Here is an 18,965-nt window from a genome sequence, read left to right on the forward strand (position 1 = left end):
CAAAATCAACAGCTTAGACTTCGCATAATAGGGATTATGTTAAACTCGGTAGCACGCTAATAATTAGGTAGCAAAGATTATCTCCTTATGCGCTGAGCTGTTCAAGCCACTCGTGAACCGCGTACGCTCCTCTGAGGCCGCTTGCATTCCGCTAGCTGCCTGAAACGGAGATCGAGAAGATGATGATTGATGGCGTTGAGAAACGAATTGAAGCCGGCGTGAATACGGCCCTGGACATGGTTGAGGTATTGGTTGCAGCTGGCCAGCCCCTCAAAGCTGCGATTGCCACCTCGCGAATACTCACGATGGAAGTTGTCCGCGAGTCTCTGGCAAAGAACCTCGCAAACAAAAGCGGCTCGGTGATTACTCATACCTTGGCCACTACGCCAGCCCAATCTGGGCCGGTACCGGCCCAGCACACTGCAAAAACGAAACAGCATCAGACCGTTGATTGATCATCGAGGCCGGCCGGGAGATCTTTACGATACACCCGGCCAGGCACGCAATACGCGCTCCCTCACCTCACGCTTCCCGTCAGCACGGGCTGTAACGACTGCACAGCGCCCTGGAGGCTCAGGGAGGGTTAACCTGGCCCTGAGGCCCTGCGATCGGCTACAAAACCGCATATCCCCTCCGAATGGCCCTTATCGGCAGTTTCCGGCCCGTATGAACCCCGCAGCTTCGGCGTCCGCAGCGCTCGCAAACTCTACCCGGTTCCGCATTCCGACCTTTTCATAGCTCGGGCAGCCGAATGGCAGGTGGTAAACGTTGCTATTGCGGTTGCCAATCACCGGCGAAAGCACGCTGGAGGAGTATCCACCGGACACCTGGTGTTCAACTGGTTCGCTCCGAATGGCCTGTGCCATTGTACCGGCTCCCTTCACTCGCATACCGAGATTCCAGGATCTTTCACCTGTTACGAATGGGTTGCTATGCCCCATTACTCTGGCGATCCGCCGGTCACGCTCCTGTTCCCACGCGCTCACCGGGTATTGACGATCCCAGGCCATCAGCAACTGCTGTTGTGCTCTGGACATCGATAGCCCGTAACGGTCGTGCATGTAGAAGTAGATTCGGGCAACCGCGCCCTTCACCTGGTCGCGAGGTTCTGTCACGCGTTGCTGAAAATCTGTTCTGGTCGGGCAAGCCCCGTATTGCATCGGTGTTGAGGGTAAAACGCCATAGCGAAAATTGCTCCGGTCAGCATTGACCTCGCCCACACTCACCGCGAGGTTGTGCATGTCCGCTTCCATTTTGCGAAATACCGGATCGGTGTCGATGCAGTTCTTGCGCCCCCCGTTCTGCCAACACTGCCGCTGGCTGCCGAAGGCGTATGCCGGCAAGACGTGCTCCCATTCGATGCGCTGGGCGCGATTTTCCTGGGCGCGCACTTCGTACCCGCACGAGGCGAAGTCCACCCGGCCTCCCGATCGCCCTACCCACTTCCAACTGCACCCACAGTAAAGATCGCCGGCTTCGCTGGTGTTGCGGTCGTAGTAGACCTTCTGACGTAGTTCAACCTTGGCCTGCTCGAAGGTCGTAGGGGCTGAGGCAAGAGCGAGGTGAGACGTGGCCATCAGCATGGCCGTAAACATCATGAGGGTCGATTTCACGGTCTTTTCCTTAAAACAAGGGTGGTTCCAGGCTATTCAGGGGAAAAAAAACCCAAGCAAGGCTTGGGTTTGAGCGCTGCTCGCAGGAGCTACCGCAGCGGGGTAAGAAGCTCGCCAATGCGACGAACCCTGCGAAAGATAATTTGCGCGATCGATTCATGGCCCGTGGCAATGACCCCAAACAACCCTGCCAGGAGAAGTGCCCAGAAGCTGTTGCGCTTCCAGTCGCTTGCCTCGGCCAAGGCACTCTGGCGATGCTGTTCGGCTCGATCAGAAAGAGACGGGCTTTCTGGGCCAAGCGCAGTTGCCTCGATGGCGTAGGCAATGCCGGCCGGCACGGAAAAATCGCCCTTGATTTTTCCCTCTCGCAGGTTTTTCGCTGTCAGCACGACCCATTTTGAAGAGCTGCCGCCGGCAACAGATGCTTGGGCCAGCACATACGCCCTGGCCACCTCGTCCAGATCCTCTCTGGAGCTGAGCAGGCGCTGAAGCGTCGGTAGGTTCTTCGACTCAACCGCGGAATAAAACTCGCTGGGCCTACTTGCTGTGCTCGTCGTACCCGGATCGAGTATCCCCAGAAACGCGCCCATGACGTGCGGCATCATGCCAATCATTACAGCTGGAACGATGTTGAAAATGCGTCCGGTAATGACCGCAAGGCCTATGCCCGCAATCATTGCAACCGCACTGATCATTTTGAGCGCTGTGCTATTGAGGATCGAGTCGACGGCTGATTCGACCCCCATCAACCCGCCAATACCGCCGCCCTCGTGGCCCGATGCTTGGAAGGCCTTGGCGATCGCATCAGGAACCAGGATCTGGTCAATAGCCGTTGTTGGCTCTGCGGCGATACCCAGCGCGTAAAATACGCCCCCGAATACCGCTAAACCCAGGGCGGTACCACCGTAGATGAGCGTGCCTTTGCGTAGCTTCTTCGCCCGCGAGATCAGTTCCTGGAGGGGCGCGTCAAAAGGCGTCGGCGCTTTTGCCGGCAAAGCTGGTTCGGGTTGGGCTCGATGTGTCTTCGGCGCTGTCGGCTCTACTTTCGCTTCGTTTGAGGCTTGTTCGTGCTTGGCGGTGACATGTACCGTCTGCCCAACCGGCTGCCGTAATAGCTTCAGATCCTGACCGAGCACACGCTGTGTCTTGCCTGCAACGAGACCACGAGATATTTCCTTTCTACGAGCACCGTAATTAGCGAGGAGCTTGTCGAGCTCTGCATCAGGAACGTCCTTCGCGGCGACTTTTCCATCAACAAGCAGCGTGTACAACTGCGGGTCAACCTCTGGAGTCTGCCTGGACAGTTCCAGCTCTTGACCGAGAACGCGCTCGGTCTGGCCAGCCATCAGCCTATTCAAGGTACTGTCCTCCACGACGCCATAGTCATTCAAGAGACTCGATAGCTGCGCTAAGGGAATGTTTTCCTTCGCAACGAGGCCGTCGACCCGCAACCGGAAAAGTTGGACTGGTTCGGTCATCAGTGAAGCTCCTTCACTTCATCAGTCCTGCCCAGGCGCTTCTGGAGATCGAGACGCATGCCCTGGATCTCTTTCTCTGCGGCCTTGCGTTGAGCTACGCCCTCACGCTGGATTTTGATTACGTCTTCGACGGTCTGGATCAGCGTGGCCTGGACCTTCTGCAAGGTGTCCACGTCGATTACCAACCGCTGGTTAGCTTTGGCCGTCTCTACGGAGTTGCGGTGCAGCAGCTCGGCGTTGCGTTTGAGGAGATCGTTGGTGGTGTCGTCGATTTTGGTGGCCAGCTGGACGGCGTTCCGCTGCTCGTTCAGCGTCAAAGCCAGCATGAATTGGCGCTTCCAGGCCGGCACAGTGATTTCCCGGATGGTGTGGAACTTGTCCACCAGCATCTGGTTATTCGCTTGAATCATCCGAATCGTCGGGAGGCTCTGCATCGCAGACTGCTGGAGCGCCGTGAGGTCGCCAATACGCTTGTCGAGGTTGGAGATCAGTGCATCCAGATCCGCAACTTGCTGCAAGCGGGCCGGGTCGTTCCCGATGTTCGCCCGAAGCTGAGAAACCTGCATCTGTAGCTCCGCAAGGCGCTGCTTACCGGCGGCAATGTGGATGCCAAGCAGGCGATGCTCCTCGCGTACCGCAACGAACATGGACTCGAGGCCGGTATTCCGAGCAGAAATGCCCGCTTGTGTTTGGTCGACTTCAGCAACGAGCTTTTCAATTTGCTCTCGCGTGGTGTCGAACTGACCCATGACGGACTTGCCGCGCAGGGTTACTTTGTCGATCAGCGGGCCGATGACAGGGATGCGCGAACGGCGATTGGAAAGCGCGCTGACATTGAGCGACTGCGCGACGGCAACCACCTCGCTCAGCTTTGCGCCGGCATCGTCCAGGTCGCTGTTACGAACCTGGTCGAGCAAGCTGTCGGCGTAGGAGGACGTGTGTTCTGCCACTTCCCTGCCGAACTGAGAAACCGAGAGCGGGTTTTCTGCCTGGATCAGTGCCGCTACAGCCTTGATCTGGGGGATGTCCTGTTCCTGGAGACCAAGAGCCTGAAGCCCAGCTGGAGTAAGCTCGGTGTTGGTAGTGGCGAGATCTGTCACGGTAATTTCCTGCTGCATGTTTTGCTCCTCAGTGCTTCACGCCATTCAGGCTTTCAGACAGGCTGGCCATCAGCGCCTGATGCGCCTTGCTGGCAGCCTCGACCATCGCCGGGCTCATGTGTTTGGTAGTGATCAGGGTAAGGGTGTGTTGCCGCCATACTGGAACCAGTACGGTGACTGTCTCTCGGAAGCGATCGAGCATGTCGAGGGCTTGAGCGCGGCTCAGCTTCATCTGGCTAACGCTCAGTTCGTGTGAAGCCAGAAGTGTTGCCAAGTTGGCGAGCTTTCGCGCCAGCCGCTCTCGCGGCCGATCAAACTCGATCTCCCCCTCCGCTACCGTCCCGATGAGAGGGTTCTCTTCGAGGAATTCGCGCCCGGCCTGGATGAACACTTTCAGTGCTTCCGCCTCTTCGGCGTGGGCAACGATCATTCTGCTGATGGCACTGACCGTATCGCGTACACCTTGGGCATGCCCTTCAGCTTCGGCCAGTAGCTGTTCCAGTGTTGACCGGGCGACTTGATAGCGAACCTGCTTTTCCACGGCTCCGCCCAGAACCTTCTCGAACCAGGTCGGCTTCCGGGTAATCTGCTCCGGCGAGGCGTCGGCCATTTTCGAGAGGATTTCTGCGATTTTCGCCGCAAGCGCTGCCGCCGACCCGCTCTCCATGAGATCTGATAGTTGATCGATTTTGGCAGAGCTATCCGCTACGCCCCCGTACTCGCCGAGGCGAGCCGGGAAAGCAAACAACTCAGGGAGTACCTGCTGTTTGAGGTGGTCGATGTTGACCACTGAATGAGTCATGGCGGAAAATTTCTCCTTGGATTTGTTGGAGATCGTACCTGCCGTATTCCTTGGCGGGTTGTTATTTCAGACGCTTTTACCGACTGAAAGCGCAGCTCGAAGTCGTTGTATCGCGATCTCGAAATAACCCAAACCTCCCCGAGTCGCTTCAAAATGGCGCGAATAATCGCCACATTTCCCTAGCTATGCGAGTTTCGACCTGAAGTCATTCAGGGGGTAGGTAGAGCGCAACCAGTGGCACGCATAGGCGAACGGCTCCCCGCATGTGCAGAGTGGTCGGCGAATGGACAATCCGGTCAAGCAGCCACGTCCACGATTTGACGAGCCGTTCTTCAGGAGGTGTTGAATCCTCCAGGTGCTGCTTGAATTCGGCGAACTTTGCGTGGCTATGCTCGAAAACGCCGGTCTGCCGGCAGATTTCGGCCAGGGCCCGGATGTCGTCACCGTTCTGAATCAGCGTCGAGCGCATGTCTGAGTCGTCTTGATCCATCGCGGAAAGCAGGTCGGTCATCATGCGGTCGATCAATCGCGACTCGTCTTGCTGGGGATCGTTGGTGTCTGGCATAGCTGTCTCCTTTGACTTGTTCGAAATCGGTTTTACCGGAGACTTCAAGAATCCCAAGCATGCGAGAAGACGAGACATCCCCACAAATGCCCTGCCGCGCGAGCACCCGCAAGCAACTGGCTGCGACCTGCGAGTTTTGCGGACAGATGAGTTTTGGTTTTGCGGCAGCGGACTGTGGGTGTGTCCTGAGCCAGCTCTTCCTGGAAGGGAAGAAGTCTGCATACCCCGGACGAGGCAGGCCGCGGGCCTCGAAATCAAGGGCTGCATCGTCAAAACGGTGACTTTCTCATCGCGGCAAGACAGCAAAAAGCCCAGCACTTCTGCTGGGCTTTTTGCTGTTCAGGGCGCTTGCTAGAACAACCTCGAATCAGGGGTGAAAAGCTCAACCTGAATAGTCGCGCTCTGTGCTTCTGGGTGCCGAGGGTTGAACAGGTAGTTCACCGTGCTCGGTATGATAGCGCTGGGCACTGGCAGTAGCAGTGCGTTGCACTCATCAAGGAACTGGTTACCAATGCCTCTGGTGAGCTCGGTCTCTGCCGACCAACCAGCCGGCAAAGTGGGCATCTGGGCTTGTGATACAGAGTCAGGCACTTCGATACGGAGAAGCTGCATCGTCGCCGGAAAATCCTCTGGATCAATTTCCAGATGAACAAGCACCTCGAGCATTGCTCCCGGCGGGCTGGTCGCGGTGTAGACGACCGGTCTGCCGGCCTGGTGCCAACGGCCGCTCACCCGCAAGCCGCCTGTCCCGCTCAAGTCAGCATATGAGCTGATCCGCCACAGAATCACAGAGCGAAGCCTTCGGCGATTTGCAGCAGCATCTCTTCAACCTGGCTTGTGCCTTGCTGAGTTGTGAGCAGTTGCATGGGCGTCAACCCAGAGAATCGTTCCTTGGGCTTGGAGAGCCATCGCTTGGCCTTGTCGGCGTCCCCAAAAATAGCCTCAGCCATCGCGGTAATGTGCGCCGATCGGAAGAGCCGGTCGCTTTCCTCGACAGTGAGGGGCTGATCGCGCTCGATCCGGTTTTTCAGGGTGCGCAGCGGGATAATCTGGTCTCGCTCCAGCGGGGTAACCACCCCCTCTTCAGTGAGCCTCATTAACCGCGCTGCGGAAAAGCCATGGCTGATTCTGGTGTGAATCTCGAAGTCGCTGGCAGACTCTGGGATCTCCAGCAGTATTTGTAAGCGAGCACGGTAAGCTGAATACCCGTGGTCGCGTAGGACTTCAGCAAGCATGATGGTTCTCCTGTCCGGCGTTTCCCGGTTAGTATGCGGGAAACGCCGGAGGATGCAAGCTTACCGTTTGGGTGGCCCGGCTGGCGGTCGCCTGGCGGTCGCCTGGCGGTAGAGATGTGGCGGTCACTTTCAACCCATCCAAGATGATGCTCGAGGAGCGCCTTTGGTGGGTCAGCCTACTGGCTGCGTTGGCCAAACATGTCTGCTTGTTGGTTCGCTTGATCTGTTTTCGGCGTGTTGAGCGGGTGGCCTAGCTGCCGGCGCACCTCGGCGAGCCACGCCTTGTAGGGAGTGTTTTTTCGTTCTCCCCACGGGTATGCCTCGGCCAGCGCCTTTCGGAGGGCCTGCTGGTCGCTTCGCCCTATGCGGCGAATTACCTCCCCAACAATCGGTGCTGCTCGATCTGCCCAGGACATGCCCTTTCCCTCAGCTGTCACGGCTGATGCGCCTCAGGCTGAAATTGAGCAACGTAGCCGAGCACGGCAGCAACCCGCAGGCCCGTCGCACTGCCCTTGTCGGTGCACTCGCGGTAGGCTTGGCCGCTCTGGACGATTTCGCCCAGCAGCTCGGCCGCGTTGTCCAGGTACTTCTCGGTTTCGTTGGTGTGCTCAATGAGCCGTTGGTGAGCCTGTTGCGACTCAACATGGCGCCGGGCCATGGCCTGGACGATTTCGAGCAAGCGATCGGTGCCAATTTCATCGGTATCGCCCAGGCAGTAGCGGTCGCCCACCTCCTGAGTACATTGGCAATCGTCGGTAAGTGCTTCCGAACTACCGACCCACCCACAGAGAGTGCACTCGGAGGCATAGTAGCTCCCCACTAGCGGCTTCTGTCCGATGCAGGATGGTATGCGTTCCTTCTTCTCAACGTTGCTCATGGCTGATTTCCTCGTTCAATCTGGCGATGGCCTCAGCATCTCACGAGGCCTCGGAAACCCAAGTACATCCCTGTTCAGCGATGCGTTGTGATCAGGACTTGGCAGGGAAAGGAGGGATATTTTTTCCTTTCGGGTCAGCCGCGGCATTCCACGACCACCACCCTGCCCCGCCGTACTCCCGATTGTACCAAGCCGTTTTGACGGCCTTCCGTTCCAGGTAGGCAGGTGTGCTCATGCCGAACACTTCCAGGGGGTAGTCCTTGCCCGTGTCCAAAAGCCAGAAGTCAGGGAAAACCTCACTTTCATCAGCGTCGTAGCGAAGAGGTTTATCGAAGCTGCGGCCAGCGGCGTGGAGCTTGGCCTCAATCACCCCTTCGTAATCTGAGTCGACAGGAATCCAACGCTCACTGACCTGCATCAGGGCCAGCTCAACGACATCTGCTTGCGAAAACGACTCGCCCTTCCGCGGCGTAACCTGAGCTATGGCGATAACTCGACTTCCGCGCTTCCAGGCGGAAAGTTCTCTCTCGAATCTGCGGGCGGCGGTTACCCAGACTGCCGGGGGCAAATTCAGCATGGGCATCCCGAAGGGCCCGGCCAGAGGCAATCTGCTGATGTCTCCAGAATGGCGCTCAGGGTTGTAGCGTGCCAGCGGCGATATCGCGACGAGTCGCAGATCCCGCGTGATTGCAGACTTGACGATCGCCTGGTTGCGAACCGCTCCCTTGCTGTCCTTTTGAGCAGCCAGCAGCAGCACTTCGCTCAACTTCATTCGGCTTGCGGCGACACGCTCCGCAGCCTGTAGAAGCGCGTAGTTCACAATGCCGCTATTGCGCTTGCCCTCCATTGCTGGATACCAGGTAGAGAGTCGGGACTCAGACCAAAGCAGGTGCAGAAGCCCAAGCAACGTCATAGCCGGCTTGCTCTTTCCAGGCGCTCTTGTCACCGAGGTGCTTTCGCTTTCCTCGGATCGAGGGGCCTGGACTCGAATGCCTCGAGCCAGGCGCACGCGAATGCTGCCATCTTCGCCCTCCTCGACTACGCCAACGGCATACCCTTGCATGCCGGAACGCTCCGGGGCCGGCGCGTAGTACCGACAATCGTTTGAGTGTTCATGACCTGTACCGGCGAACCGCGCCAGGTGAAAACCATCGCTATCTTCACGTCGCTTGATCGAGAGTTTTCGGGAACCGCTGCTTGGGCACTGGCAAATTGCATGAGTGCCGTAGGCCCTCTCCAAAACGATTTTCCAGTTTTTTGCGTACTGCTGATCGGTCTGGAACTCCGGCGAGTAACGTTTCCCAGAGATCAGTACGGGATATCGACGGTTGAGCATGATCCTTTCTCTCCTGATTCGGGTCAGGCAATCGCCCGCTGCCGGCGGGCATAGGCTGCTTCAGCCCGGTTTGCTTCGATCTGTATATGCAGCTTCACCAGCAACTCGTATCCAGACTTGGGGCTCATGAGCGCAATACCGAACAATTCGTCTGCTGGAATGCTCCCGCCCTCCCCATGGAACCGACCCTTTCGCTCGATCATGGAAAATATCCCTTCGAGGTATCCGGTCTCAACGGCCTCAGCAGAAAGACTGGGGTTTTTCAGGTCGAAGATCTCTCCGGTTGGCCACTCCAGCCCATCAAGTGGGGGGAGGTTTTCCAGCGCCCAGTGACCAGTACGCATGACGGCACGCGCTATCTCGTAATGTTCCTGGTCAGTCTGATACCAGCTATCGACGGAAAGGAGCCGGTGGCGGGCCTGGTCAAGGCATTCGAGCTGCTTGGCGCGTGTAGCGCGCTCATCATCAGAAAGGCTGTCGAAGCCATCGACCCATACAGGGAGGATACGCAGCGCCTCCCAGCGCAGCAGGCAGCGCATCAGGGACGAGCGGGTACCGCTCATGACGACCTCGCCCGGTTCCAGTAGCTGGTTGTGACTGTTGTGCAGGCCGACGATGCAGTTTGCATGGAGCCAGCGGTTTCTCTGGATGAAGTCGTGGATCGCTTCAGGCTCGTGCTCAAGCGGATCTATGCCGGCGGGGATGCTGAATGCCTTGGGCGAGAGAGTGACCATTTGTCGGTCAGCGGAGTACGCCCTCATTTTGCCGAGGGCGCAGAGACTGCGGATTTTCATGAGAGCGAATCCTCCTGGTGTATTCGATCAGGAGGCTATCGCGGGATGAGGAGTAGAAATTTCGTTTTCAGGACACTGGAGCGTCGGAATTACTTTTGATGGGGCTCCGGCGGGTCAGAGCCAGCGCAGGGGGGCCGGAACCTCAACCGTTTCGTCAGCCACCTGAATAGCGGTTGCCAGTGAAGGAGTGCCAATTTTTTCGGCGCACTCGGAGATGGTCAGCATGCGCACAGGGGCTTGATTTGGCGGGATCTCGGACGGACCGCGCAAGCACTCCCGGTAACGAGCCACTGCGTCAGCCGCGTCTGGATTCGATTTAGCCCAGGCCGAGATTGCAGACTCACGCGCCAGCGCCACGTCCTTGGACGTCATGACAAACTGAGTGCCTACAAGCGCTATAAGTCCGAACAAACCCACCGCTACGGTTCGAGTGATGTACTTCAATTTCATGCGAGGCTTTCCTTGATTTGCTGTTGCATGGTCGGTGACATCGCGTGTGGTACACATTACGCACCGCCCTTAGGAGGCAGGCCCTCGTTGTACTCGGCGAGTGCGTCTGCTGCTATCTGGGCAAGCTCGGAGTCGCGATCCATGATGCCTGTGGAGCCAGTTGCGATTTTCCCCAGGGCCTCGAGCAGCCCGGCAATCGCAGGGTTGGTGCGCAGCTTCTCCACCTCCTCCAACGCCATAGTCACATTCATGAATCCCAACGCCTTGGCTTTGCTCCATACCTCGTCGTACAGCTCGGCTTTGTAGCTCAGGCCAGAAATTACGCGCTCGGCGTCGGATTTGAACACCAGGGCATCATCGTTGACTGCATTGTCGAAGTTGATCCGATCGCTGCGGGTTTCGATGTAGGTCGTTTCTTCGTCGTAGCTCATCACTTCGATGGTGGCTACGACTTCCAGCTCCGGTTGGGCTTCGGTGGTTTGCTTGCTCATTACGCTTCACCTTGATCAGTTGATGTGGCCAGCATCCCATGGGTTGAAAAACTCCCAACCACGGACGGCTGGTGGATGAGCCAGAACGCCACGTCCGGCTCAACTGAGCAGGGTGATCAGCTCCGGAATTTCACCGGCTGTGTTCTGAGCTCGCGTACCACCACTGTTCCGGCGAGCTTGTCGTGCCACCCCTGCTTACGGCGATCGAATGCCGCCCAGAAGAAGCCAAGCCCCAGCGGTAGGGTCGACACTACATAGCCGAGGTATCGGCCGATGCACTGTCGAACGCTTGCGGTGTTGCCGCTTTCAGCGTCGAGAACCCGCAATTTCAGCGCCATCTTCCCCGGCGTAGCCTGGAGACGACGCCACAGAACTACCGTCAGGATCGCTGGCAGGACAAAGTTGATTGCTAAATCCGCTGGCCCTTGGATCAGCTTGTCGCTGCTGAAATAGCCCGTGCCATAGATCATCATCAGGAGCGGCAGGGAAACCAGGGTGAAAAGGATGCCGTCAACAATGCACGCCCCTGTTCTCGCCCAGAAACCCGCGTATTCAAGTTGTTCGTTCTGCATGAAAAATATTCCCTGTGATTGGTTAGCAAGCCACTTTGGCTTGGCCTGATGCTATCGGGCTGGGAACTAGGCCGGGCGCGTTTTCACGCTGGTTTTGTGCCTGAAATGGAGGTCGTCCAACAGCCTGTTGGACAAATACGGCCCGGTTATTGGAGTTGGGTTTTCTGGGGACGCATTCACCCTGAAGGCTATCCAGTTCAATCGAGTCATTTGCATGAGCCAGAAAAACTCCAAAGAGCCACTGACCTTCACCGCTCGCTTGGTGAACTCCCATCACGGTTTTCAGGATTTCGATATCGACGGGCATCCTGTGGTGCGGCGTGCCTGTGTTCCGAATTCGATCAAGAAGGGCGAGCACTTCAACGTCTATCACGGGGAAAGCTCGAAGTCGGGCGCTGTATGGACAGGGACGCTCGGTGACTCCCTCCGCAAATTTGCGCTTATCTGAGGGGTGCCTATGTGTTTCCCTCGTAAACCCAGTCTTGGCCGGTACAGCGCGACCAGGGCTGATTGGAGTCGGTGCTACCGGCAAGCTCGCATTGCTGCTGGCCGCGGCTTAGCTCCCGACCCGAAGTCATCTGGTATCGCCTGGAAGGCCCAGCTCATCGTAGCTTTTGAACGCCGAGGCCACGATCCTCTGGCGTATCCCGTCCAGTGTCGGCTCAATGCTCATCGGATCATCAATGAAATTCGAGCCGAAGAAATCTCCCTGGAACATGTGAAGGACTGACCTATGACCCTGTATTTCGAGTGGATCGGAAGCCTCTGTGGCGTCCTCGGCGCGCTGATGATCTCCACCAATACCCGTGTTTCTCCGTGGGGATGGTGGCTATTCCTCGTGTCGAGCTTGAGCCTCTGCTGCTACGCCGTTCTCGCGCAGGCCTGGGGATTGTTGCTGCTGAATGGTTGTTTCGTTGCTACGAACATTACCGGGTTGATCCGCTGGTGGTACCCCGCTGTGTCGACCATGCGTGCAACTTGCCATGCAGGCGTCAAGGGGTAAGCCGCTTGCGCGACCTTCGGCAGAGTGCGTGCTTGACGGCTTGGGTTTTGCGGAATGGTCGGCATGCTGGGGGCATTCGTCACTGGGAGCCACCACATGCAACTATTCAACCCGATCCACAAGGCAGAGCTGATCTCTATCGTCGAAGAAGCGTCAGCAAAAGCAGCGAAGAATGCTGGTGTTGTCCAGGAGTTGGTTTTCCCGCACATCTACTTCGTTCTCAGCAAACGCCTCAGCGTAGTAGACGGGGCATCGGCTACTGCGGAGGCCAAAGATTCTGCTCTGTTGGCTGCTCTCACTGAGGCAAAAAAAGCGCTTCAGGATTGCGTGTCGGTGATGAGCAACGATCTGGGGGGCTTAAAGCTGATACAGCCAGAGCTTGAGGGGGCGCGCCAGGCCTTGGCGGCAGTTGAAGCGGTATTTGTTGGTCAGTGATTCTCTGTTTCTATGAAACCTAAAAGCCCAGCGATGACCTGGGCTTTTATCTAAACGTAATGGTCGATGGGCATTGGCTAGATTTCCAAGAACAACATCGCTAGCGGCTGCATCATCTGGAGTCCCCAGGCGAAAAGCTCGAATCGAAGCAAGCCCAGCAGGCAGGTGATAAAGAATCCCACCACGATCCCTACCAGGAAGACCGAGTACAAAGTTCCAACGCCTGGGCTACTGGATTCGCCCCCCTCTCTTTCCCCTCCCCAGTTCGGAACTTTGATGCGAAGCCGCTCGCGACGGAAATCTTTTGGGTTGTAGTAGGCATCCTTTACCGGATCGTTCTCTGAGCGGTCTGTCTGATTCCCTTCGCGGGCGCGTTGCCTCGCTCGCTCCTGCATGTACTCCCTATCGTCCAGTCCCACATACGTCTCCTACAGTTTTCCGAGAAAGGGGGTTGGGGAGCAATGGAACTGAAAACCAACGTAAGCCGAATTAGAGTTCGTTTTACTCGTCAGCGACTGCGAATTAACGAACTTTGATTCGTGAGAAAGGTTTATTGCACTGATTTTCGGGTGTTGGTGACCTTTCCTCGCGATAGCGGAAACGGTTTCATAAAACGGTCGTTTTTCGAAACTATCCAGACGTTGCAAGGGTTTGCGGGGCAGCGACTGAGCTTAAGTGCACTTTCTGTTCCGTTGCTCCCCCAACCCCTATTTCCAGCAGCGAGGTGATGAATTCGTTTTGCTGTTGTGCGGCGGCGACAAAAGCAGCCAAAGCCGTGATATTGAAGCGGCTAAAAAACTCGCCAGCGAGTGGAGGTCAGAATGAGCGAAAAAATTTACGACTACGACCCAGCAGCAGCCCTAGACGGCCCTGAAGCAATCGCCGTCTTCATGGCGGAGCCCTGCCATTTCCTCTCAGCGCCATAATCCAGGACCTTCATCTCCTCTCTCCTTGATTCCGTACTTAACTACGGAGGTAGAGTTGAATCGTGGATCGAAAACCCGAGAGGAGATCGCCGTTATGAAACACCTAAGACTGCTGCTGGTAGTGGGTGCGACTCTGCTGTCATCCACCGTATGGGCCGAGGGCGGGAGCGACCGAGCGATTGAGCGAATTGCTGCACGCGAGAGGGCTGAAGCGACCCTGGTGGCGGAAACCGTCAAGGAGATTAAGCAACTGGGCCCCACGGCGGCAGGCCGTAGCGAAGCGCAGCCCGCCTGTCCGCCTGCAAAGTAGAGCCTGTGCTACTCGACCAGATGCAACGTGAGCCCACTCTGCTGAGGCGCGAGGGCAAATAGCAATACCAAACTGTGCCCTTTGCAAGTGCTCCTTTGGCCATTCAGCGGCGCTCATTGAGCGCCGCTTTTTTCTAAGCGCAAGCCGACCAACAGGGGCGCCTTACGCAACGGGAAATCCTCGGTTAACGCCCGAGTTGTCCCCATGCAGCGAAACGATCAGCGGACAGGAAACAGTCCCGTGGCTCGCACAACAGTCGTGAACCAGTTGCTCCAAAACTGACTCGATCCGTCGCAGATCCGCGAGCTTGCCACGCACATCCCCAAGCTTCTGCTCGGCGAGCACACGCGCTTCATCGCAGTGAGCACCGTCATCCAGCCTCAACAGCCCGGCCACTTCATCGAGGCTAAAGCCCAGCCGTTGCGCGGATTTAACGAATTTCACCCGGGCGACATCCGCCTCACCGTAACGGCGAATGCTGCCGTAGGGCTTGTCCGGTTCGGGTAACAGCGCCTTGCGTTGATAGAACCGGATGGTTTCCACGTTGACCCCGGCCGCCTTGGCGAAAGCGCCAATGGTCAGGCTTTCCAAATTGTTTTTCATACCGCTTGATTCCGTACATGACTACGGGACTAACCTTAAACCATCGATCAAATGCTCGAAAGGAGAAATGCATGTCTGAACCATCAAACGGGCGCGCCCCTCTTGTCGCCGGGGGGCTTGCGGCGATTCTCGCCTCGGCTTGCTGCCTGGGGCCGCTGGTTCTGATCGCCCTGGGGTTCAGCGGCGCTTGGATCGGCAACTTGACGGTGTTGGAACCTTATCGCCCGATCTTCATCGGCGCGGCGCTGGTTGCACTGTTCTTTGCCTGGCGGCGCATCGTCCGACCGACCGCAGCCTGCAAGCCGGGCGAGGTGTGCGCGATTCCGCAAGTGCGCACCACCTACAAGCTCATTTTCTGGTTCGTCGCCGTGTTGGTCTTGGTCGCGCTTGGTTTTCCCTACGTCATGCCATTTTTCTACTAACCAGGAGTTCATCATGAAAAAACTGTTTGCCTCCCTCGCTCTCGCCGCTTTCGTTGCCCCCGTGTTCGCCGCCACCCAGACCGTCACGCTGTCCGTACCGGGCATGACCTGCTCCACCTGCCCGATCACCGTCAAGAAGGCGATTTCCAAGGTCGAAGGCGTCAGCAAAGTTAACGTGACCTTCGAGACACGCGAAGCGGTTGTCACCTTCGATGATGCCAAGACCAGCGTGCAGAAGCTGACCAAGGCCACCGAAGACGCAGGCTATCCGTCCAGCGTCAAGAAGTGAGGCACTGAAAACGGCAGCGCAGCACATCTGACGCCCTTGTCTGCTACCACAAACGAAAAAGGATCTGTCGCATGACCCATCTAAAAATCACCGGCATGACCTGCGACTCGTGCGCGGCGCACGTCAAGGAAGCGCTGGAAAAAGTACCCGGCGTCCAATCTGCCATAGTGTCCTATGCCAAGGGCGCGGCCCAGCTCGCCCTTGATCCAGGCACAGCGCCGGACGCACTGACCGCCGCCGTGGCTGGCCTGGGCTACAAAGCGATGCTCGCCGATGCCCCGCCGACCGACAACCGCACTGGGCTGTTCGACAAGGTGCGCGGCTGGATGGGTGCCGCCGACAAGGGCAGCGGCGGCGAGCGCCCGTTGCAAGTCGCCGTGATCGGCAGCGGTGGAGCCGCGATGGCGGCAGCACTGAAGGCCGTCGAGCAAGGCGCGCAGGTCACGCTGATTGAGCGCGGCACCATCGGTGGCACCTGCGTCAACGTCGGTTGTGTGCCGTCCAAGATCATGATCCGCGCCGCCCACATCGCCCATCTGCGCCGGGAAAGCCCATTCGACGGCGGCATGCCACCCACACCGCCGACGATCTTGCGCGAGCGGCTGCTGGCCCAGCAGCAGGCCCGTGTCGAAGAACTCCGTCATGCCAAGTACGAAGGCATCCTGGACGGCAATTCAGCCATCACCGTTCTGCACGGTGAAGCGCGTTTCAAGGACGACCAGAGCCTTATCGTTAGTTTGAACGAGGGTGGTGAGCGCGTCGTGATGTTCGACCGCTGCCTGGTCGCCACGGGTGCCAGTCCGGCCATGCCGCCGATTCCGGGCCTGAAAGAGTCACCCTACTGGACTTCGACCGAGGCCTTGGTCAGCGACACCATTCCCGAACGCCTGGCCGTCATCGGCTCGTCGGTGGTGGCGCTGGAACTGGCGCAAGCCTTCGCCCGGCTGGGTAGCCAGGTCACGATCCTTGCGCGCAGCACGCTGTTCTTCCGCGAAGACCCTGCCATCGGCGAGGCCGTCACAGCCGCCTTCCGTGCCGAAGGAATCAAGGTACTGGAACATACGCAAGCCAGCCAAGTCGCCCATGTGGACGGCGAATTCGTGCTGACCACTGGACAGGGCGAAGTGCGCGCCGACAAGCTGCTGGTCGCCACGGCCGGACACCGAACACGCGCAGCCTGGCATTGGAAGCGGCGGGGGTAGCCGTCAATGCGCAGGGGGCCATCGTCATCGACAAGGGCATGCGCACCAGTAGCCCGAACATCTACGCGGCCGGCGACTGCACCGACCAGCCGCAGTTCGTCTATGTGGCGGCAGCGGCCGGCACTCGTGCGGCCATTAACATGACCGGCGGCGACGCAACGCTCGATCTCGACGCTATGCCGGCAGTCGTGTTCACTGATCCGCAAGTTGCCACGGTTGGCTACAGTGAAGCAGAAGCCCAGCGCATCGGCCTGCAAACCGACAGTCGTACTCTCACGCTCGACAATGTGCCGCGTGCACTCGCCAACTTCGACACGCGCGGCTTTATCAAGCTTGTCGCTGAGGCTGGATCTGGACGCATTCTTGGGGTTCAGGCTGTAACACCGGAAGCAGGCGAGATCATCCAGACTGCCGCGATTGCCATCCGGGCTCGCATGACCGTCCAGGATCTTGCCAACCAACTTTTCACCTACCTCACCATGGTGGAAGGTCTCAAACTGGTGGCACAGACTTTCTCGAAGGATGTGACACAGCTATCGTGCTGTGCGGGCTAAACCAAGGACACGAAAAGAGCGACAGAGGAGTTTTTATGTTTTGCGATATTAGACTAACAGCACGTTGCACCCGTGCATGCTTAACCATTCTGTTGGCGGGTACTGCAGCGTTTGGCTTGTCAAACAATGCGCTGGCGGCCTACGACTTTTCTAAGCTGGGAGCAGCGATCGAAACATTGGCGCCGGAGACCGTCGACGGCTGGGAAAAGAAAGCGAGGGCGGGCGATGCCATGGCGCAGAACATCATGGGTCTTGCCTACAAATGCGGTATGGGCGTAAAACAAGACCATGCTGCATCGATCCAGTGGTTTCGCAGGGCGGCCGAGCAGGGTGAAGCTGATGCGCAGTTCAACCTGGGGCGCCTCTACGCAAGCGAAGTCGACGGTATGTATAAGAAAGGGCGTGCGGCTCCTGCCGACGATGCACAGGCGTTCAAGTGGTACCGCCTCTCTGCCGAGCAGGGACACACGCAGGCTCAAGTCAGGCTGGCTCAACTGTTTGCGAAGGGGCTCGGTGAGGTCGCGCGCGACCAGGTTCAGGCCTACAAGTGGATGAGTCTGGCAGCAGCGTCAGGAGAACCAACGGCAGCAAAAGTCATTGCCGACTATGCGGCTCAAATGAAGCCCGAACAGGTGCAGCAAGCGCAATTGCTGGTCCAGGAATGGAAACGCCGGCAAAGCGCACGCTGACGTGATCTTTGAAAAGCGCGGCATGTAATCGCCAAGGGTGGGTTTATGCCGCGTAACCGCTGCTTGGATGTTGGAGGTGGAATTTGGACAAGACTATATATTCCAAAAAGATTGCCGAGAGCCTCTCATCTGGCAATCATCCAGAAGAGTTCGCAACCCTCTTCGTCACCCTGCTTCGTCAGCTTGTGATGGGAAGGCCTGTGTCACGCGAAGCGCTCGGCACCGCACTCGGATGGTCTGGGCAGAGGGTTGCAACTGTACTTGAGCCGGCGCCCGGTACCGAATATGACGAGCAGGGCAATATCATTGGACTGGCCCTGACGCTACGCGAAACCCCTCACGTTTTTGAAGTGGATGGCCGCCGTTTATACACCTGGTGTGCGCTCGACACCTTGATGTTTCCCGCTTTGATTGGCAAAACAGCCCGTGTCACGTCGCGCTGTGCTGCCACCGGCAGGCCGATTACGCTCACAGTTGCGCCAGAAGCAGTGCTTCAGGTTGAACCGGCGGAAACAATGGTGTCTCTGCTAACGCCGGATGCTTCACCCGACATTCGCTGTTCCTTTTGCTGTCATGTGCATTTTTTTGCATCGCCTTCTGTTGCAAATGCATGGGCTTCGACGCACCCGGGGATAGAGCTCGTGCCTGTCGAGAATGCATTCGGTCTCGGACATCTGATCGCGCATAAGCTGTTAGAAGACAGCGAGCGAAACACGGCATGAATGCCTACTCGATTTCGAAGCTTGCTGAAGATGCAGGCGTAAGCGTGCATGTTGTGCGCGACTACTTGATGCGCGGGTTGTTGCATCCCGCCTGGCGAACCGAAGGTGGCTACAACGTTTTCGATGCCAAAACACTGGAACGGTTGCGTTTCCTGCGCGTGGCCTTCGAGTCGGGACCCAGGCTCGACGAGTTAACGCGACTTTGCAGGGCGTTGGATGCAGGCGATAGCAAGTGCGTACACGGATGTGTCGAGCAACTGCGTCGGAAGATCGATGTGCGCCGAAAAGAGCTGATGGTGATCGAGACCTCTTTAGGCGAGTTGGCGTCCAGTGCATAACCTCACTATCTGTCGCCAGTGCGGCTACGTCGAAGAGCTGCACCTTGATGAAATTAGCGATCAGCTTGCCGCCCTGGCCCAGGCCAAGGCTTCAACGTTGAGCGCCAAACGATTGAGCTTCAGGGCTTATGTCAAGCATGCCGATCCGTGAGTAATGCC

26 protein-coding genes and 2 pseudogenes are annotated in these 18,965 nt (G+C 57.8%); 13 read left to right on the forward strand and 15 right to left on the reverse strand.

The window, feature by feature from the left end; genetic code table 11:
* The first annotated feature begins 179 nt into the window (after window positions 1-179).
* Window positions 180-455 carry a hypothetical protein gene (locus IQK56_RS13035; protein ID WP_172691823.1) on the forward strand — a complete coding sequence of 92 codons (276 nt, stop codon included), beginning with the start codon at window positions 180-182 and terminating at the stop codon, window positions 453-455.
* 189 nt (window positions 456-644) lie between these two features.
* Here the strand turns inward: IQK56_RS13035 and IQK56_RS13040 are convergent, their stop codons facing one another.
* The 13 genes from IQK56_RS13040 to IQK56_RS13100 all read right to left on the reverse strand — a co-directional run bounded on the left by IQK56_RS13040 (window position 645) and on the right by IQK56_RS13100 (window position 11,313).
* Window positions 645-1,598, reverse strand: a complete 954-nt coding sequence (locus IQK56_RS13040; protein ID WP_193862326.1) for an endonuclease — start codon at window positions 1,596-1,598, stop codon at window positions 645-647.
* A gap of 104 nt (window positions 1,599-1,702) precedes the next feature.
* Window positions 1,703-3,091, reverse strand: a complete 1,389-nt coding sequence (locus tag IQK56_RS13045; RefSeq protein WP_193862320.1) for a hypothetical protein — start codon at window positions 3,089-3,091, stop codon at window positions 1,703-1,705.
* Window positions 3,091-4,209 carry a toxic anion resistance protein gene (locus IQK56_RS13050; RefSeq protein ID WP_011600754.1) on the reverse strand — a complete coding sequence of 373 codons (1,119 nt, stop codon included), beginning with the start codon at window positions 4,207-4,209 and terminating at the stop codon, window positions 3,091-3,093. The genes IQK56_RS13045 and IQK56_RS13050 overlap by 1 nt, the downstream gene beginning before the upstream one ends.
* Window positions 4,210-4,219: 10 nt before the next feature.
* Window positions 4,220-4,993, reverse strand: coding sequence for a tellurite resistance protein (locus tag IQK56_RS13055; RefSeq protein ID WP_011600753.1), 774 nt, complete (start codon window positions 4,991-4,993; stop codon window positions 4,220-4,222).
* Window positions 4,994-5,198: 205 nt separating this feature from the next.
* Complete coding sequence (locus IQK56_RS13060; protein ID WP_193862319.1) at window positions 5,199-5,558, reverse strand: hypothetical protein; 360 nt, start codon at window positions 5,556-5,558, stop codon at window positions 5,199-5,201.
* A 351-nt stretch (window positions 5,559-5,909) separates the two neighbouring features.
* A complete protein-coding gene (locus IQK56_RS13065) occupies window positions 5,910-6,347 on the reverse strand; it encodes an RES family NAD+ phosphorylase (protein WP_011078034.1) in 438 nt (145 codons plus the stop codon).
* Window positions 6,344-6,793 carry an antitoxin Xre/MbcA/ParS toxin-binding domain-containing protein gene (locus IQK56_RS13070; protein ID WP_011078033.1) on the reverse strand — a complete coding sequence of 150 codons (450 nt, stop codon included), beginning with the start codon at window positions 6,791-6,793 and terminating at the stop codon, window positions 6,344-6,346. The genes IQK56_RS13065 and IQK56_RS13070 overlap by 4 nt, the downstream gene beginning before the upstream one ends.
* 433 nt (window positions 6,794-7,226) lie before the next feature.
* Window positions 7,227-7,523 (reverse strand): hypothetical protein, encoded by a 297-nt coding sequence (locus tag IQK56_RS13075; RefSeq protein WP_023663044.1) that lies wholly within the window; start codon window positions 7,521-7,523, stop codon window positions 7,227-7,229.
* Window positions 7,524-7,761: 238 nt separating this feature from the next.
* Complete coding sequence (locus tag IQK56_RS13080; RefSeq protein ID WP_193862318.1) at window positions 7,762-9,006, reverse strand: DUF1173 family protein; 1,245 nt, start codon at window positions 9,004-9,006, stop codon at window positions 7,762-7,764.
* Window positions 9,007-9,029: 23 nt separating this feature from the next.
* On the reverse strand, window positions 9,030-9,800 hold the full coding sequence (locus IQK56_RS13085) for a hypothetical protein (protein ID WP_193862317.1): 771 nt from the start codon (window positions 9,798-9,800) through the stop codon (window positions 9,030-9,032).
* Window positions 9,801-9,914: 114 nt separating this feature from the next.
* Window positions 9,915-10,250, reverse strand: a complete 336-nt coding sequence (locus IQK56_RS13090) for a hypothetical protein (protein WP_193862316.1) — start codon at window positions 10,248-10,250, stop codon at window positions 9,915-9,917.
* A 56-nt stretch (window positions 10,251-10,306) separates the two neighbouring features.
* A complete protein-coding gene (locus tag IQK56_RS13095; protein ID WP_193862315.1) occupies window positions 10,307-10,741 on the reverse strand; it encodes a hypothetical protein in 435 nt (144 codons plus the stop codon).
* Window positions 10,742-10,857: 116 nt separating this feature from the next.
* A complete protein-coding gene (locus IQK56_RS13100) occupies window positions 10,858-11,313 on the reverse strand; it encodes an RDD family protein (RefSeq protein ID WP_083377966.1) in 456 nt (151 codons plus the stop codon).
* Window positions 11,314-11,527: 214 nt separating this feature from the next.
* Here IQK56_RS13100 and IQK56_RS13105 point away from each other — a divergent pair, with 214 nt between their 5' ends.
* The 3 genes from IQK56_RS13105 (at window position 11,528) to IQK56_RS13115 (ending at window position 12,751) form a co-directional block, all read left to right on the forward strand.
* Complete coding sequence (locus IQK56_RS13105) at window positions 11,528-11,761, forward strand: hypothetical protein (RefSeq protein ID WP_096079078.1); 234 nt, start codon at window positions 11,528-11,530, stop codon at window positions 11,759-11,761.
* 285 nt (window positions 11,762-12,046) lie between these two features.
* The gene (locus tag IQK56_RS13110; protein WP_011600746.1) at window positions 12,047-12,316 is read left to right on the forward strand and encodes a nicotinamide mononucleotide transporter; all 270 of its coding nucleotides are present in this window, start codon (window positions 12,047-12,049) and stop codon (window positions 12,314-12,316) included.
* Window positions 12,317-12,412: 96 nt separating this feature from the next.
* Complete coding sequence (locus tag IQK56_RS13115; RefSeq protein WP_193862314.1) at window positions 12,413-12,751, forward strand: hypothetical protein; 339 nt, start codon at window positions 12,413-12,415, stop codon at window positions 12,749-12,751.
* Between the two features lie 77 nt (window positions 12,752-12,828).
* Here the strand turns inward: IQK56_RS13115 and IQK56_RS13120 are convergent, their stop codons facing one another.
* A complete protein-coding gene (locus tag IQK56_RS13120) occupies window positions 12,829-13,170 on the reverse strand; it encodes a hypothetical protein (RefSeq protein ID WP_011600745.1) in 342 nt (113 codons plus the stop codon).
* 289 nt (window positions 13,171-13,459) lie between these two features.
* Here IQK56_RS13120 and IQK56_RS31155 point away from each other — a divergent pair.
* Window positions 13,460-13,576, forward strand: a pseudogene (locus IQK56_RS31155) (type II toxin-antitoxin system RelE/ParE family toxin); the annotation flags it as partial.
* 195 nt (window positions 13,577-13,771) lie between these two features.
* On the forward strand, window positions 13,772-13,987 hold the full coding sequence (locus IQK56_RS13125) for a co-regulatory protein PtrA N-terminal domain-containing protein (RefSeq protein WP_017849619.1): 216 nt from the start codon (window positions 13,772-13,774) through the stop codon (window positions 13,985-13,987).
* A gap of 162 nt (window positions 13,988-14,149) precedes the next feature.
* Here IQK56_RS13125 and merR read toward each other — a convergent pair whose 3' ends face one another.
* A complete protein-coding gene (merR, locus tag IQK56_RS13130) occupies window positions 14,150-14,590 on the reverse strand; it encodes an Hg(II)-responsive transcriptional regulator (RefSeq protein ID WP_003131870.1) in 441 nt (146 codons plus the stop codon).
* 71 nt (window positions 14,591-14,661) lie between these two features.
* Between merR and merT the strand changes: the two genes are divergently transcribed.
* From merT to IQK56_RS13165, 7 genes and pseudogenes are all read left to right on the forward strand, one after another.
* Window positions 14,662-15,012 (forward strand): mercuric ion transporter MerT, encoded by a 351-nt coding sequence (merT, locus tag IQK56_RS13135; protein ID WP_033869416.1) that lies wholly within the window; start codon window positions 14,662-14,664, stop codon window positions 15,010-15,012.
* A 13-nt stretch (window positions 15,013-15,025) separates the two neighbouring features.
* Entirely contained in the window at window positions 15,026-15,301 is a 276-nt protein-coding gene (merP, locus tag IQK56_RS13140) for a mercury resistance system periplasmic binding protein MerP (RefSeq protein WP_003131872.1), read from the forward strand.
* 71 nt (window positions 15,302-15,372) lie between these two features.
* A pseudogene (merA, locus tag IQK56_RS13145) lies at window positions 15,373-17,057 on the forward strand (mercury(II) reductase).
* A 35-nt stretch (window positions 17,058-17,092) separates the two neighbouring features.
* A complete protein-coding gene (merG, locus tag IQK56_RS13150; RefSeq protein WP_033869423.1) occupies window positions 17,093-17,746 on the forward strand; it encodes a phenylmercury resistance protein MerG in 654 nt (217 codons plus the stop codon).
* An 83-nt stretch (window positions 17,747-17,829) separates the two neighbouring features.
* Window positions 17,830-18,468 carry an organomercurial lyase MerB gene (gene merB, locus IQK56_RS13155; protein ID WP_063977244.1) on the forward strand — a complete coding sequence of 213 codons (639 nt, stop codon included), beginning with the start codon at window positions 17,830-17,832 and terminating at the stop codon, window positions 18,466-18,468.
* Window positions 18,465-18,806, forward strand: coding sequence for a mercuric resistance transcriptional repressor MerD (gene merD / locus IQK56_RS13160; protein ID WP_033869424.1), 342 nt, complete (start codon window positions 18,465-18,467; stop codon window positions 18,804-18,806). The genes merB and merD overlap by 4 nt, the downstream gene beginning before the upstream one ends.
* Entirely contained in the window at window positions 18,799-18,957 is a 159-nt protein-coding gene (locus IQK56_RS13165) for a hypothetical protein (protein ID WP_206691822.1), read from the forward strand. Before merD ends, IQK56_RS13165 begins: the two co-directional genes overlap by 8 nt.
* The last annotated feature ends 8 nt before the right edge of the window (window positions 18,958-18,965 follow it).

Source organism: Pseudomonas cyclaminis (assembly GCF_015163715.1).
Classification (GTDB): Bacteria; Pseudomonadota; Gammaproteobacteria; order Pseudomonadales; family Pseudomonadaceae; genus Aquipseudomonas; species Aquipseudomonas cyclaminis.

Coding starts and splice junctions, on each gene's coding strand:
- IQK56_RS13125 (WP_017849619.1), top strand. CDS start 13,772: ATGAAACACCTAAGACTGCTGCTGGTAGTGGGTGCGACTCTGCTGTCA.
- IQK56_RS13060 (WP_193862319.1), bottom strand. CDS start 5,558: ATGCCAGACACCAACGATCCCCAGCAAGACGAGTCGCGATTGATCGAC.
- IQK56_RS13080 (WP_193862318.1), bottom strand. CDS start 9,006: ATGCTCAACCGTCGATATCCCGTACTGATCTCTGGGAAACGTTACTCG.
- IQK56_RS13040 (WP_193862326.1), bottom strand. CDS start 1,598: ATGATGTTTACGGCCATGCTGATGGCCACGTCTCACCTCGCTCTTGCC.
- IQK56_RS13100 (WP_083377966.1), bottom strand. CDS start 11,313: ATGCAGAACGAACAACTTGAATACGCGGGTTTCTGGGCGAGAACAGGG.
- IQK56_RS13045 (WP_193862320.1), bottom strand. CDS start 3,091: ATGACCGAACCAGTCCAACTTTTCCGGTTGCGGGTCGACGGCCTCGTT.
- IQK56_RS13110 (WP_011600746.1), top strand. CDS start 12,047: ATGACCCTGTATTTCGAGTGGATCGGAAGCCTCTGTGGCGTCCTCGGC.
- IQK56_RS13115 (WP_193862314.1), top strand. CDS start 12,413: ATGCAACTATTCAACCCGATCCACAAGGCAGAGCTGATCTCTATCGTC.
- IQK56_RS13090 (WP_193862316.1), bottom strand. CDS start 10,250: ATGAAATTGAAGTACATCACTCGAACCGTAGCGGTGGGTTTGTTCGGA.
- merG (WP_033869423.1), top strand. CDS start 17,093: ATGTTTTGCGATATTAGACTAACAGCACGTTGCACCCGTGCATGCTTA.
- IQK56_RS13070 (WP_011078033.1), bottom strand. CDS start 6,793: ATGCTTGCTGAAGTCCTACGCGACCACGGGTATTCAGCTTACCGTGCT.
- merT (WP_033869416.1), top strand. CDS start 14,662: ATGTCTGAACCATCAAACGGGCGCGCCCCTCTTGTCGCCGGGGGGCTT.
- IQK56_RS13035 (WP_172691823.1), top strand. CDS start 180: ATGATGATTGATGGCGTTGAGAAACGAATTGAAGCCGGCGTGAATACG.
- IQK56_RS13050 (WP_011600754.1), bottom strand. CDS start 4,209: ATGCAGCAGGAAATTACCGTGACAGATCTCGCCACTACCAACACCGAG.
- IQK56_RS13055 (WP_011600753.1), bottom strand. CDS start 4,993: ATGACTCATTCAGTGGTCAACATCGACCACCTCAAACAGCAGGTACTC.
- IQK56_RS13105 (WP_096079078.1), top strand. CDS start 11,528: ATGAGCCAGAAAAACTCCAAAGAGCCACTGACCTTCACCGCTCGCTTG.
- IQK56_RS13095 (WP_193862315.1), bottom strand. CDS start 10,741: ATGAGCAAGCAAACCACCGAAGCCCAACCGGAGCTGGAAGTCGTAGCC.
- merD (WP_033869424.1), top strand. CDS start 18,465: ATGAATGCCTACTCGATTTCGAAGCTTGCTGAAGATGCAGGCGTAAGC.
- IQK56_RS13085 (WP_193862317.1), bottom strand. CDS start 9,800: ATGAAAATCCGCAGTCTCTGCGCCCTCGGCAAAATGAGGGCGTACTCC.
- merP (WP_003131872.1), top strand. CDS start 15,026: ATGAAAAAACTGTTTGCCTCCCTCGCTCTCGCCGCTTTCGTTGCCCCC.
- merR (WP_003131870.1), bottom strand. CDS start 14,590: ATGAAAAACAATTTGGAAAGCCTGACCATTGGCGCTTTCGCCAAGGCG.